The following is a 14,089-nucleotide window of genomic DNA, read 5'->3' as shown; positions in this document are numbered from 1 at the left end:
CTATCTTTTCTTCTTGGTTATCTTAGCTATCGATTTATTGAGACAAGAAAACAAAAAACATTTATCACTAATCCAATATTTCTTATTATAATAATAGGAGGTTTAGGTGGCTTTATTCATAAAACCAATGGACTATTGCCTCATTATTCTAATGATATACAACGTATATATAATGATAATAAGTATATTTCAATTCACTGTGAAGAGAGTGATACTCTTGGATGTAAATTTATTAATAAAAACAATGTCACCAATGATGGGTATGCCGATTATATTCTATTAGGCGATAGCCATGCTAACTCACAAATACATACTGTTTTAGAATCTATCCCTAAAGATAAAAGTTTAATTTATATAGGATCATCTGCATGTTTATTTTCTCCTAATTTAGGAAGTACCCAGAGAGACCTTACTGGTTGTAACAGCGCAATTAATATTGCATATAACACTATATTACCAAAAAATATTGGTAGCACTGTAATATTTATACAAAGAACAAACATTTACTTTCAAGGATACAATAACAATGAAGGTGAAGATACTAAAAAGGATATCAGATATAACGTATCTTCATCTCTTATAAGCAGCGAAGATGTATTTACTAATACCCTTTGTAGTTTAGTTGATAATTATAAAATATTTGCTACAAAGCCGACACCGGAACAAACTGTAAATGTCCCTAATTATCAAATTAAATCATTACTATTAAATAAAAATAACGATATTTCTATTTCTTTAGAGCACTATAAAAAACGAAACAAACTCAATGAATTACTATTTAAAAAGCTAGATGACTGTGGTGTGAACATATTAAACCCAGAACCTTATCTTTGTAATGAAATAAACTGCCCAATAATAAATGATGGTACTTCTGTTTATCTCGATGACGACCATTTAAGTCTATTTGGTGCAGATTTATTATTACCGATGTTTAAAGATGCTCTAAGAAAATGATACTAAATTAAACAACTATTTAATGGTGGAATTCCTTTCCTTCAAAACTAGTAATTAAACGAGCTGGATTTCCACCAACAACACTATTTCCATTAAATGATTTTACAACTACAGTGCTGTTTGCAATTACAGAGTTCCCTCCTATTTTAACTCCTTTCATTACGGAAGATCTTGCACCAATCCAAACATTATCGCCTACTATAATTGCTTTATTTGGATTGGTTTGTATTCCCTCTAAACCTGTAATTTTATGTAAGTCGCTATCCATAAATAATGTTTGCCAAGAGACTAGGCACGATTCACCAAATACAATTTCCTTTTTACAAATAATTGTAGATTCACCTGAAAAATTACAATTATTTTTCAATTCTAGATTTCCAGAAACATCTAAACGCGATCCAGTCCCTATCCGTACATTTTTACCAAATGTGATAACACCTGATTTTTCTACATTCCAAATAAATCGAGAATATTTATTATCTGCGATTTGCACCCTTCCAAAACCCAGTTTTATTTTAGCTGATTTGGCATCTTTAGGTATGCTGACCTTACCCTTTAGAGATATAAATGCTGTGCGATGACTGATAATTACTGGGATTTTTATCGCTTGCTTAAAAGGGAAGTAGTTAAAGTTAAATAATATTGTTTTTGGTATACAACGTATAAAATGATAGATACGTGTGATCTTTTTTACATTCATAATTTTCTCTTCAATCAATAATAAAAAGCTATACATTACATAGCTTTTTATTAGAAAAATTACTTTTATTTACTAAATCGACTAATCTGCTCTAACGCTTCTTGAAGGTGTTGATAATTTAATTCACCATCTTTTAATGGACGGTTAGTTTTATCTAATAGTTGGTATTGACCCGTTGCATGCACTTCTAAGATCGAGTCATTATCAATAATAGCGTAGCCACTGTAGTTAGATGACATGATCCACTCTCTATCCACGGGCTTACCGAGTAAATCTTCCCCTACTGAATAATCTTTAATATCACTTGTCACACCCAAGTAGTTTTTCATCAAGGTAGGTACCACATCTTGATGGCTGGTTAACTCATCAGCTCCCCACGCCATGGCTTCTTTATTGATTTTCGGGCCAAATATTGCAAACGGCACCTGCACTTGGGCATTGGTAAAGTTGCCATTGTGTCCCCAGAAATTCAGACGGTTATCATTCATCTCTTGACCGTGATCTCCGGTAATGATCACCAAGGTATTGTCTAAATCACCGGTCTCTTTTAGCTTATCGAGTACTTGTTTTGCTACGCTATCAACAAAGTGAACACTGGTTTTATAGCGATTAAAGAACAACGTTGGATCACTGTCATTATTTAATTCTAAATAGTTAATATTATCTAGCATTGGCTCATAACGATGTGGGTAATCTTTCGGGAAATCATAGCCATGTGGCGCATCGTAAAATAAGAATGAAAACGCAGGTTTTGAGGTATCACGCTTGCTGTACCACGCTAACCAATCTTTAGTTAAGTCTTTATCTAGCGCTGATGGCGAGTTACCTTCTGATTTAATGCGTAGATCAGGGATATTTTTGAATACCGTTTGATTAAACTCCGGCTTCTCTAGTTGAGCCGCAGTAAAAATCCCCATGTCATAATTCAGCTCTTGCAGTCTATCAATCAACACTGGTGATTTTTGATTTGCTAGAAACCCATGCCAATATGTACCAGGGATACCATAAAATAGACCGAAGATACCAGTACGTGTCGCATTACCCGTTGCAATATGATTATTAAAGATCACGCCTTCTTGTGCGTATTCCCACATGTTTGGGGTATTTTCAGCATTAAAGGTATCTGCTCGCCATGAATCTACCGCTAAGATCATGATGTTAAGTGGCTTCTTAACCGCTTCTTTCTGTAATGGTGCTAACGGATAATTTAAATCACTCTTACGATTAAGTTTCATCGCTTTTTGCTGAGCAATAGCTTCTTCATTAATCCAACCGTATTTTTTCATCATACTTGTTGAGGTTGCTGGATAAAATACCGGTAAGTAACGCTTTACTGTTGTCACTGGTTGATATGCATTAGCTGCTGCCCAAATATGTATACCGTGCGTAGCTAATAGCGCAAAGAACGTAATAAGGGCAAATTTACGGCCTAATTTATACTGTGTCACTGCCGCTGGCTTTTCCAACCATGAAATCAATATATATTGACTGATTACTAATGCGAGTACCCCACCGATGACGGTGATCCAAGTGATTAACGGGAAGCTCACCACTTGGCCCGAGAACACTAACTCAAGCACTACAGCATTAATATGGAATCGGTATTGAGCAAACACTAAGGTGTCAATAAATAAAGTAGCAATACTAATAGAGGCGACTAATGCTTGGATACTATTACGTAATTTGGCATTACGTATAAAAATAGCAGGTAAAGCAACAAGACCGACTAACCCCGCTAGTAGAACCATTTGGCTAAATGTAGCTGAGATGAGGAAACTAAAGCCTAATGCATCCGTTGGGATCTCAGGCAAAAAAGCAAAATACCGCATTGCTATGGCCATGGCTATTAAACTGTTGATTAAAATAAGCCAACCATGGCTATGAAGTTTTTGTTTTAGCGTTTTCACTGTCATTACTCTCTTTATAAATCTGTTACTAAAGAAGCTTACTGATACCGTCTTCAGCCCAAAAAGCCTGTTTTTTTACCACGTCTTCAAAAATCAGATGATTAGGCGTATCACGAGTTAATAATGGATGATACATATGGATCTGATTACCTAAATATCTTAATGATTTATTTGTCACACCAACAAGGTTAAGACGGTAATCGACATCTGTATCTTCTCCTGTTGCAGGAGCTTCATATCTCATATCGAATCCATTCACTTTAAGTAAATCTTCTTTGTATAAAGAAAAATTACATCCTAAAATTGCTTTATGATTTTTTCCGTTTAAAAGGTATTGTTGCCACGCTTGTGGGAATCTTAAGCCACACTCAACGTGACGACCTTTTAATCTATCATCACCTCTTGTGAATATATAATGCATGAGGATTGACCATTTGTTATCTTCAAACACTGTTTCTGGGTAATCACTACATAAAACTAAATCATTAAATTTTTCAGCCAACTCAACCCGTCTTCCTGTTAGACTTCTACCTCGTTCGGCATTCATTATATGATCTTCAATAAAATATTTTTGAGGTATGCAATCACCATCAATAATAATTAAATAATCACTTTTTGATTTAATTACTGCATGATTTAAAATTCTATTTTTTCTAAAACCTTTATCTTCATGCCAAACATGATCTAATGAGAAAGGAACTATATCTTTACTTTGTGTTATAAAATCAACAGCCTCTTGTTTTGAGCCATCATCAGCAATAATGACTTCAAAATCCATTTCACTTTGTTGTGATAATGCTTTAAAAATCAATTTCAAGCAGGTTATATTGTTATAGAAAGCGATGATCAATGTTGCTTTTGGTTTCATATTTTAGCCTTTTATAAATACAAAGATATTGATAGTAAATGACCATCAATATCTTTTTTTGATAATATAGGTAAGGTAACTAATGGCCATTCTATATTTAATGTAGGATCGTCCCATTTTATTGATATCTCAGCGCTAGGATTGTAATAATCCGTACATTTATAAACAAACTCCGCCTCTTCACTCGTCACATAAAAACCATGTGCAAAACCTTCTGGTACCCAAAGTTGGCGCTTATTCTCTGCCGACAAATACTCACCTACCCATTGACCAAATGTCGGTGAACCTTTTCGAATGTCTACCGCAACATCAAATACTTCACCAGAAACAACTCGAACTAATTTCCCCTGAGTGTTTTCTGTTTGGTAATGCAATCCACGCAAAATCCCTTTCTTCGATTTTGAATGATTATCTTGCACAAATTGAGTCGGCTTACCTGTTACCAACTCTTCAAATTGCTTTTGATTCCAAGTCTCCATAAAGAAACCACGCTCATCACCAAAAACACTCGGCTCTATAATTTTCACATCAGGTATTCGAGTATCGATTACTTTCATTATCTTAACCTTTATATGCTTGGATATTGTTTAATGCCGCTGTCCAATCACTCGCCTTAATCGCAAAGCTCTTTGTGATTTTATCGGTACTTAATCGAGAATTACTTGGTCGCTTTGCTGGTGTTGGGTATTGGTCAGTTGTAATGCTTGTTAAGCTCGGCTTATTTAAAATAACGGTTTGTTTAACCGCTGTATCAAAAATAGTTTCAGCAAATTCAAACCAACTCACATGAGGTAAACCTGAATAATGATAAACACCGTACTCAACATCACCACCATCTGTGATTCGCTTTGCTATTTGTATTAATACATGAGCAATATCACCCGCGTATGTCGGACCACCAAATTGGTCTCCTACGATGCTGAGCTCATTCCGTGTAGCGCCTAGACGTAGCATGGTCTTCACAAAATTATTACCATTTTCACCAAAAACCCAAGCGGTACGAAGAATAATGTGTTTATCGCACGCATTGGCAACCGCAATTTCACCCGCTAATTTACTCTCGCCGTAAACACCCTGTGGGTTTGTCGTATCGGTTTCTTGATACTCGCCCACTTTGTTGCCTTCAAAGACATAATCCGTTGAAATATGCAGGATTGCAGCACCAGCACGTTGCGCGGCTTGCGCTAAATAATTGGGACCATCACGATTAATCGCATAAGAAAGTTCAACTTCCTCTTCCGCTTTATCTACCGCAGTATGAGCTGCTGCATTAATGATGATATTTGGCTGAAATTCAACCACGGCGGCATTTACCGCCTCTTGATTTGTAATATCAAGATTCTCTTTATCAAGTGCTAATACGGTTGTATTTTCATTACCAGCAAGCTGTTGAGTTAAACAATGTCCAACCTGTCCGTGACAACCTGTAATCAATACTCGCATTAGCTCGTGACCTTCTTCTTATTTTCATTCACTAAACGCGTTAGATACTGGCCATATTCATTTTTCATCATCGGTTTTGCAAGAGTTAGTACTTGCTCGTTGCTTAACCAATTATTACGCCAAGCAATCTCTTCTAAACACGCGACTTTAAGGCCTTGTACATTTTCAATCGTTTGTACAAATGAAGAAGCCTCATGCAAGCTCTCATGTGTGCCTGTATCTAACCATGCAAAACCACGTCCTAATAATTCAACATTTAACGAATCATCATTTAGATACATTTCATTTAGCGTGGTAATTTCAAGCTCACCACGATGCGAAGGTTTGACTTGTTTTGCCATTTCTACCACTCTGTTGTCATAGAAATACAAGCCCGTTACAGCATAATTTGATTTCGGCGTTTCAGGCTTTTCTTCAATCGAGACCGCTTTCATCTTTTCATCAAACTCAACCACACCAAAACGCTCTGGGTCTTTTACTTGATAACCAAACACCGTTGCTAACCCTTGAGAAGTCAACTCACATGCTCGACTTAATTGCTGGCTAAATGATTGACCATAGAAAATGTTATCACCAAGCACTAAACATACTGAATCATCACCAATGAATTCTTCACCTATAATAAACGCTTGCGCTAACCCATCAGGACTTGGTTGAATGGCATATTCAAGGTTAATACCAAAATCAGAGCCATCGCCCAATAAGCGTTTAAAACCGGCATTATCTTCAGGTGTTGTGATAATTAGAATATCTTTAATACCCGCAAGCATTAAAGTAGATATTGGATAAAAAACCATTGGCTTATCATAGATTGGTAATAGCTGTTTAGATACACCACGAGTTAAAGGGTATAAACGCGTACCAGAGCCACCAGCAAGTACAATACCTTTCATTATTTAGCCGCCTTTTCAATTTCTATAGACTTTGAAGATACGCCTAAACGCTCTCCGGCATAAGAGCCATCTAGCACACGAGACCACCATTGTTTGTTATCTAAATACCATTCAACGGTTTTTCGAATGCCTGATTCAAATGTTTCTTCTGGTTTCCAGCCTAGCTCACGCTCAATTTTCGATGCATCAATGGCGTAGCGAACATCGTGACCAGGGCGGTCTGTTACATAGGTAATTAAATCAAGGTATTGGGATACGCCTTCAGGTTTATTAGGAACTAACTCTTCAAGTAATGAACAAATAGTTTTAACAACGTCAATGTTTGCTTTTTCGTTATGACCACCAATATTGTAGGTTTCACCTACTACACCCTCAGTGACAACTTTATATAAAGCACGAGCATGGTCTTCCACAAACAACCAATCACGAATTTGCATACCATTTCCGTAAACCGGTAATGGTTTACCATCGAGCGCATTTAAAATCATCAATGGAATGAGCTTTTCAGGGAAGTGGTACGGCCCATAGTTATTTGAGCAGTTCGTTACCATCGTTGGTAACCCATAGGTACGCAGCCAAGCGCGAACTAAATGGTCAGAAGAGGCTTTAGATGCAGAATATGGACTTGATGGTTCATACGATGTTGTTTCAGTAAACAAGTCATCCGTTCCTTCTAAGTCACCATACACTTCATCGGTTGAAATATGGTGGAAACGAAAGGCTTGCTTTTTATCATCAGCTAAAGTGTTCCAATAAGAGCGTGTCGCTTCAAGTAAAGTATAAGTGCCTACAATATTGGTTTCGATAAAAGCAGCGGGACCATCAATAGAGCGATCAACATGAGACTCAGCGGCTAGATGCATTACCGCATCTGGCTTATGCTCTAAAAATACTCGGTCTAATTCAGCTCTATCACAAATATCAACTTGTTCAAACGCATAGCGCTCATGAGAATTAACATCAGATAGTGATTCTAAATTACCCGCATAGGTCAATTTATCTAGGTTAATAACGCTATCTTGTGTATTACTGATAATGTGACGAACCACTGCTGAACCGATAAAGCCTGCGCCGCCTGTAACTAATATTTTCATATTTATACCTTAATTCTTAATGACCAAATAAATGGGCCCACTCTTTATTCGCCCAATAAATGTTCTTTTTACTCACTTCCTTTACAAACGAGCGTTTTAATCTATCCCAATTACCTTGTTTCCAATCATCGCCTTTCTGCTGATAGCATTTATCAAAATCAATAATCCAAACTTTATCGTTATCATCAATCAAAATATTGTGGATATTTAAGTCGGTATGATTGACTTGTGCCGCATGCATTTTGCGGATTTCATTACCTATTTTTTGATACATCTCTTTTGATAATGGCTTTTCTTGCAAGATAGCAACAAGATCGCGTGCATTTGGGATTTTTTGACTTAATAAATCAGCTTGATAGCAAAACGTTCGTTTGGTTGCTCTCGCTGCAATAGGTTTAGGGACATTTACACCCGCTTTTATTAAGGTATTTAATAATTGAAACTCTTGGTAGCTGCGTGTTTTTTCCCAACCAGTAAAAATGTAGTGGTCTTTGATTAGTTTTCCAAATAAACCACCACGGCGATAGTGGCGCAATGCTGCATCCATCTTATCTAATGCAACAAACCACGTTGTACCACGGCCTTGAGCTGAACCGATGATTTTGTTTTGTTGTTGCCAAAATTCAGGATCACAACATTGTTCTGGTGAGCCACTTAGGATTGAGTCGTCATACCAAATGGTTTGTTTTTTGTTTTGAATTTTTTTCACACAAAGACTCCAATATTAAATAATTAGAGACTAGACTATACGCTGCGCTAACTAGAACGCTTCGCTTCTAGAAACTATAAGAGCAAAAGCTAAGTATTCTTATAGTTTCTAGTCATTCACTAGCAACCCCTCCCAGCCTCCCCTTATATCAACATTTATAGCCAAGTAGCTATGTCTATAAAGGGGAGGAGCTAGAAGCAAAATCCCCTGAACTCTGCAAGCGCAGCGATCTAAATTCTGATCTTATAGCCTCTAGTTAGCGCAGCGTATAGTTTCTAGTCTCTTTCTCACTCAGCTATTTTACATTTATCACCGTTAATAGCATAATTCTACCTCATTCTTTCTGGGTAAACATCTCTATGACTTTATTCACTTCTGCCCCTGACTCACTCTGTATATTACGCTTATCTGCTATTGGTGATGTGTGCCATGCTATTGCTGCAGTTCAAGCAATTCAAAAAGAGTGGCCGACAACCAAAATCACTTGGATTGTGGGAAAAATAGAAGCGCAATTAATTCATGATTTACCTGGTATTACGGTGATCCCGTTTGATAAAAAACTGGGATTAAAAGGGATGAAAGCAATATGGTCACAACTGAATAACCAACGTTTTGATGCGTTAGTTCATATGCAACTTGCGCTACGTGCTAGTGTCTTAACGCTTGGTATAAAAGCTAAATATAAAGTCGGTTTTAATCGCAAGCGCGCGAAAGAAGGCCAATGGCTTTTTACCAATCGCAAAATTGAAGATACGGCTTCAGCACATGTTCTAGATAGCTTCTACTCTTTTGTTGAATATCTTGGTGTACCTAAAATTGAACCAACATGGAATATCCCTTTATCTGAAGCGGATATGGCGTTTGTTGATGAGCATATCCCAACGGAAACATCGTATGTGGTGATCTCCCCTGCGGCAAGCAAAGACGAACGTAACTGGCTAACCGAGCGCTACGCTCACTTGGCTGACTGGCTACATGAGCAAGGTTATCATGTGGTGCTATGTGGCTCGCCAAGCGATCGTGAACGTCTATTGGGGGAGAACATTGCGTCACTCTCTCAAACGACTCTTATTAATTTGATTGGTAAAACATCATTAAAACAACTGACCGCTGTATTAAATAAAGCGGCGGTGGTTATCGCCCCTGATTCAGGGCCCGCACACATCGCGACGACGCAAGACACCCCTGTGATTGGGTTATATGGTCACAGCAACCCTAAACGTACGGGTCCATACAACAGCTTACCTTATGTGGTGAGTGTGTATGAACAACATGTTACCCAACAACAAAATAAACCCATTGAAGAGTTAAAATGGAGTACGCGTGTTAAAGGCGATCATATTATGCAAGATATTACTCTTGATATGATTACTAACTCATTTCAGCAACTAGCAAGTACTTTCAATAGTACTGAAAAAGGGAATAAATAATGACAACATCATCTCCAACCTTAGCGGTTGCGCTTATTGTTAAAAATGAAGCAAAACATTTAAAAGCCTGTCTTGATACCGTTGCAGGGTGGGTTGATGAAATTGTGATAATGGACTCAGGTAGTACTGATTCGACTGAAACCATTGCTCGTGAATTTACTGATAAATTTATTGTAAATAAAGAGTGGCCAGGGTTTGGTAAACAGCGTCAATTAGCACAACAGCACGTTATCTCTGATTATGTATTATGGCTTGATGCCGATGAGAGAGTCACTCCAGAGTTAAAAATTGAAATTTTAGCTGCCGTGAAAGCAAACAAAGCAAACACCGCCTATAAAATAAACCGCTCAAGCTCTGCATTTGGAAAATTTATTAAGCACTCTGGTTGGTCTCCTGATTGGGTTGTTCGTTTATATAAAACCAATGAAACACAATATAGCGACTCTCTTGTACATGAAAGTGTCGTTATTCCAAACCACATTCAAGTCAACGCTTTAACTGGCCGTTTATTGCATTTCACATACGATGCCTTGCAGCAATATAATGCAAAAAATGTCATGTATATAAAATCTTGGGTCGACCAACGCGAAGGAAAAAAGAAAGGCTCACTCAGTGGTGCTTTTCTTCATGGCTTCTTTTGCTTTATCCGTATGTATATCTTAAAACGTGGTTTTTTGGATGGCAGACATGGCCTATTACTTGCCACATTAAGCGCAAGTGTGACATTTAATCGTTATGCTGATCTCTGGCTGCGAGATTACAATAAATCAAACAAGGAATAATGATGAAAATTTATCATGTTAACCTTGCTCGTGGTTTCAGTGGCGGAGAACAACAAACCCTCGCACTCATCCAACAACATCTAAAAGAGAAGCAAAATATCGCAGTCATTGCTCTGACTAACAGCCCTTTTTATGATGCGGTATCTGATTTAGGTTGTGAAGTCATTACGATTCGACATTATCTATTAGGCCACACGATTTCTCTTCCAAAAGATGCGGTTTTGCATGTTCATGAGGGACATGCTATCTATTGGGCGGCACTTCAACATAAAGTAAGCCAAACGCCTTATATCATTACTCGACGTTTAGACAATCCTATTAAGAAAAAATGGCTCACTACTTTTGCCTATTCAAATGCAGCGGCCATTGTTGGGATCAGCACTCGTGTTTCTGAGGTAGTCCGACAACGCCTTCCGCAACAACATATTGTGACGATTCCTGATTCACCAGTTACTTATCCGATCAACCACTCTGAAGTCGCTAATATTAAGGAACGATTTAAGGGTAAATTTTTGGTGATACAAGCCGGTAATATGATCCCTCATAAAGGATTTGATGTCACCGTTAACGCCGCAATGCGACTGAAAGATCCTCGTGTTCACCTCTGTTTATTGGGAGATGGAAAACAACGCGGTGAACTCGAAAAGCAAGCTTCTGAATTAACTAATATTTCGTTTATGGGTCGCCAACATAATATGGGTGACTGGTTTGCTGCTGCCGATTTGTTGATCCACCCTTCTTATACTGAAGGGCTCGGGTCTGTGATTTTAGAAGGCATGAGTACAGGACTTCCTGCGATTGGTTCGCGCGCAGGCGGGATCCCTGACATTATCGAACATGAAAAATCAGGGCTACTTATCGAGCCGGGTAATTCTGTAGAACTGGCCGAAAACATTGAAAAAATAGCCAATGACGCCACGCTAAAAGAACACTTAATTGAAGGTGGGTGTGAAAAATTAACCGCCTTTATGATTGAGCATACTGCGGCTCTGTATTTCAAGGTTTACCAACGAGCTTTACAACATGACTAAATTAACGCTTTATCCTGGCACTTTTGATCCAATCACTAATGGGCATTTAGATTTAATTAAACGCTCTGCCGCCATGTTTGATCACATTATTGTGGCGGTGGCGGCCAGTCCGAGTAAAAAGACTTTATTTACGCTCGATGAGCGCGTTCAATTGGTGCAAGACGTGACTCAGGATCTGCCAAACGTTTCTGTTGAGGGTTTCTCTGGACTAATGGTGGATTTTGCAAAAGAAAAAGAGGCGAACTTACTGGTTCGAGGCTTAAGAACCACGATGGATTTTGAGTATGAATTTGGCTTAACTAGCATGTATCGTAAGCTAATGCCTGAGTTAGAGAGTGTATTTCTTACTCCTTCTGAAGAGTATGCTTTTCTCTCTTCGACCATTGTTCGTGAAGTGGCGTTGCATGGGGGAAGTGTGGAAGCCTTTGTTCCTTCTGCGGTTAATCAAGCATTAAAAGATAAAGTAACGTCATCGTTTTAATACCAATAAAAAGGCCACTCAACATTAGTGGCCCATGATTATCATTAATGAGCGCCTTTTACTTGGCTATTGATGTATAAGGTTTGCAATGTGTGGTAGTCCTTACCGACATTGAGCTTATCGTTTGATATTGGCTCAAGAGATATTTCCAATTCTGAACGCCATGGATACAGTTTTTCAGGCTGGCTATTCAAATACATTCCCTGCTCTACCGCCGTCATTTCAGGATTATAGCCGAATCGATTTGTGTCTGTTGTGCTCAACATATTCTCTCCACCTAAGCTGTAATACGTCGCTTCTGACAAGCTGAATGCATACAAGGTTGGGAAGATATCTTTGTGTGACCCTACGCGTTTTTCATCATAAAGATATGGCACTTGCTGTTGTATTTTTTCAGGTACATACAGATAAAATGGCACAGCATGAATAATAGGAAGATCATTAGGATAAGCCATAGTAAACCCTCTTAAACGATGATCACCTGTTGCCGCTATTAATGTTGAGTCTCCTAGTGGTGACTTTTTTATATCCATAATAAATTCACCGAGTGCGTTATTGGCGTATTGATACGTTTCCAACAATCGCATCGCTTCCTCTTCGCCCTTTTGCATGCGCTCTACTAATTGATCACTCACTTTTAGTGGCTTTACGTCATAATTTTTTGGCACTTCATAAGGCGTGTGATTGGTTATCGTTAAGATGTAAATCATCAGCGGTTGCGTGGCTTCATTGAGCTCTTTTTCGGCTAGTTTGAAGGCATATTCATCTGAAAGCCCCCACTCACCACGAAACGCTTCCGCTTCAGGAAAGGCTTTTAATATGGCATTTTCATCTAAGATCTCATCAAAACCTTGTGCGGGTAAGTAGTTTGCTACATTACGCCACATACCATTGGTTGCGGTTATAAAAATCGTTTTATATCCTGCGGCTTTATAAGGACGCGCGGCCGCTGCAGCTACCTCTACTTTTTGAGCTGAAGAGTGACTGATAGTAGGAACATTACTTTGCCCTAGCATATTAACTAATGAGTTGATCGTTGCCGAAGTTTCAGCTAAAAATCGCTTAAAGACAAAGTCCGATTCAAATGCAGGTCGTAATTCACCTAGCAGATCATTTTCAGGATAGTTATCTTCAACAAGAACATTAGTTCCCATGCCTTCCATCAGTGCCATCACGACATGAGGTTTATTTTGCGCTAAATAAGGATTTTTTGGGGTGATAAATTGGCCATTAGCATTGCCTACCACTGTATTAAATTGCGCTTCTAGTTTAGATTGGCTGACTGAGTGAAATTGACTCTGTTTTTTATAATCACTTTTTGCCCATTCAAGCGCAATAATGCCATTTGGAGTGATGCTGTTCAGCACTTTATAATCGGAGACTTGCGCGTGATAACGTTTTAATGGGTGAGAACCTAAGGTACCTCTAGCAAAGAAAAAGATCGTCAATATCATTACGATAATAGACACCGTTGTCATGCCTTTATGTTGAGGTTTCCACTCCCATTGTTGCATTTTTTTCACCGCTGCACGTACTAACATGGCAAAAACAAACGCCACAACGACACTGCTAATAAACGAGGTGAAAATAGGGTAATCGGCCCATGCGTTGGCTAGTACGGCTTGAGTATCATCATCCGCTAATCCAAATACAAAGACATCAATATAGTTTCCGTAAGTCAGGTAATAATAGTAATTACCAATAGAAAAACTGGTGACAATAAAAAAGATAAGTCCTGCGTACCACGGGAGCACGGTTGAAAAGGTACGATAAAGACGAGGAAACACGGCAACCAGG

The 14,089-nt window shown here is 38.3% G+C and carries 14 protein-coding genes; 5 read left to right on the top strand and 9 right to left on the bottom strand.

Annotation, left to right across the window (positions count from 1 at the left end):
- The coding region (locus tag PVK70_RS17970) for an SGNH hydrolase domain-containing protein (protein WP_274441695.1) at window positions 1–954 on the top strand (954 nt) is incomplete at its 5' end.
- A gap of 19 nt (window positions 955–973) precedes the next feature.
- Here PVK70_RS17970 and PVK70_RS17965 read toward each other — a convergent pair.
- The 8 genes from PVK70_RS17965 to PVK70_RS17930 are packed head-to-tail and all read right to left on the bottom strand — an operon-like array spanning window position 974 to window position 8,568.
- A complete protein-coding gene (locus tag PVK70_RS17965) occupies window positions 974–1,690 on the bottom strand; it encodes an acyltransferase (RefSeq protein ID WP_242504825.1) in 717 nt (238 codons plus the stop codon).
- A 29-nt stretch (window positions 1,691–1,719) separates the two neighbouring features.
- The gene (locus PVK70_RS17960) at window positions 1,720–3,567 is read right to left on the bottom strand and encodes a DUF3413 domain-containing protein (protein WP_130049363.1); all 1,848 of its coding nucleotides are present in this window, start codon (window positions 3,565–3,567) and stop codon (window positions 1,720–1,722) included.
- 22 nt (window positions 3,568–3,589) lie between these two features.
- On the bottom strand, window positions 3,590–4,429 hold the full coding sequence (locus PVK70_RS17955) for a glycosyltransferase (RefSeq protein WP_130066648.1): 840 nt from the start codon (window positions 4,427–4,429) through the stop codon (window positions 3,590–3,592).
- 11 nt (window positions 4,430–4,440) lie between these two features.
- The gene (gene rfbC, locus PVK70_RS17950) at window positions 4,441–4,986 is read right to left on the bottom strand and encodes a dTDP-4-dehydrorhamnose 3,5-epimerase (protein ID WP_130049361.1); all 546 of its coding nucleotides are present in this window, start codon (window positions 4,984–4,986) and stop codon (window positions 4,441–4,443) included.
- A 4-nt stretch (window positions 4,987–4,990) separates the two neighbouring features.
- Window positions 4,991–5,872: a dTDP-4-dehydrorhamnose reductase gene (gene rfbD / locus PVK70_RS17945; RefSeq protein WP_130049360.1), complete on the bottom strand. Its 882-nt coding sequence runs from the start codon at window positions 5,870–5,872 to the stop codon at window positions 4,991–4,993.
- On the bottom strand, window positions 5,872–6,765 hold the full coding sequence (gene rfbA / locus PVK70_RS17940; protein WP_130049359.1) for a glucose-1-phosphate thymidylyltransferase RfbA: 894 nt from the start codon (window positions 6,763–6,765) through the stop codon (window positions 5,872–5,874). The genes rfbD and rfbA overlap by 1 nt, the downstream gene beginning before the upstream one ends.
- Window positions 6,765–7,859: a dTDP-glucose 4,6-dehydratase gene (rffG, locus tag PVK70_RS17935; RefSeq protein ID WP_130049358.1), complete on the bottom strand. Its 1,095-nt coding sequence runs from the start codon at window positions 7,857–7,859 to the stop codon at window positions 6,765–6,767. The genes rfbA and rffG overlap by 1 nt, the downstream gene beginning before the upstream one ends.
- Before the next feature lie 16 nt (window positions 7,860–7,875).
- Complete coding sequence (locus PVK70_RS17930) at window positions 7,876–8,568, bottom strand: 3-deoxy-D-manno-octulosonic acid kinase (RefSeq protein WP_130049357.1); 693 nt, start codon at window positions 8,566–8,568, stop codon at window positions 7,876–7,878.
- A gap of 359 nt (window positions 8,569–8,927) precedes the next feature.
- Here PVK70_RS17930 and PVK70_RS17925 point away from each other — a divergent pair, with 359 nt between their 5' ends.
- Genes PVK70_RS17925 through coaD form a run of 4 tightly spaced genes read left to right on the top strand, consistent with a single transcriptional unit; the run spans window position 8,928 to window position 12,292 of the window.
- On the top strand, window positions 8,928–9,998 hold the full coding sequence (locus PVK70_RS17925) for a glycosyltransferase family 9 protein (RefSeq protein ID WP_130049356.1): 1,071 nt from the start codon (window positions 8,928–8,930) through the stop codon (window positions 9,996–9,998).
- Window positions 9,998–10,780: a glycosyltransferase family 2 protein gene (locus PVK70_RS17920; protein WP_130049355.1), complete on the top strand. Its 783-nt coding sequence runs from the start codon at window positions 9,998–10,000 to the stop codon at window positions 10,778–10,780. The genes PVK70_RS17925 and PVK70_RS17920 overlap by 1 nt, the downstream gene beginning before the upstream one ends.
- Window positions 10,781–10,782: 2 nt before the next feature.
- Window positions 10,783–11,811 carry a glycosyltransferase family 4 protein gene (locus PVK70_RS17915; protein WP_130049365.1) on the top strand — a complete coding sequence of 343 codons (1,029 nt, stop codon included), beginning with the start codon at window positions 10,783–10,785 and terminating at the stop codon, window positions 11,809–11,811.
- Window positions 11,804–12,292 (top strand): pantetheine-phosphate adenylyltransferase, encoded by a 489-nt coding sequence (gene coaD, locus PVK70_RS17910; protein WP_130049354.1) that lies wholly within the window; start codon window positions 11,804–11,806, stop codon window positions 12,290–12,292. Before PVK70_RS17915 ends, coaD begins: the two co-directional genes overlap by 8 nt.
- A 44-nt stretch (window positions 12,293–12,336) precedes the next feature.
- On the opposite strand, the gene PVK70_RS17905 is transcribed toward coaD, so the two are convergent.
- On the bottom strand, window positions 12,337–14,089 hold a 1,753-nt coding region (locus PVK70_RS17905), incomplete at its 5' end, for an LTA synthase family protein (protein ID WP_274441694.1).

This window comes from Aliivibrio sp. A6, from assembly GCF_028765505.1.
GTDB classification, from domain to species: Bacteria; Pseudomonadota; Gammaproteobacteria; order Enterobacterales; family Vibrionaceae; genus Aliivibrio; species Aliivibrio finisterrensis_A.
The sequence above is the reverse complement of the archived record's forward strand: the minus strand, read 5'-3'. Positions and strand labels throughout refer to the sequence as shown.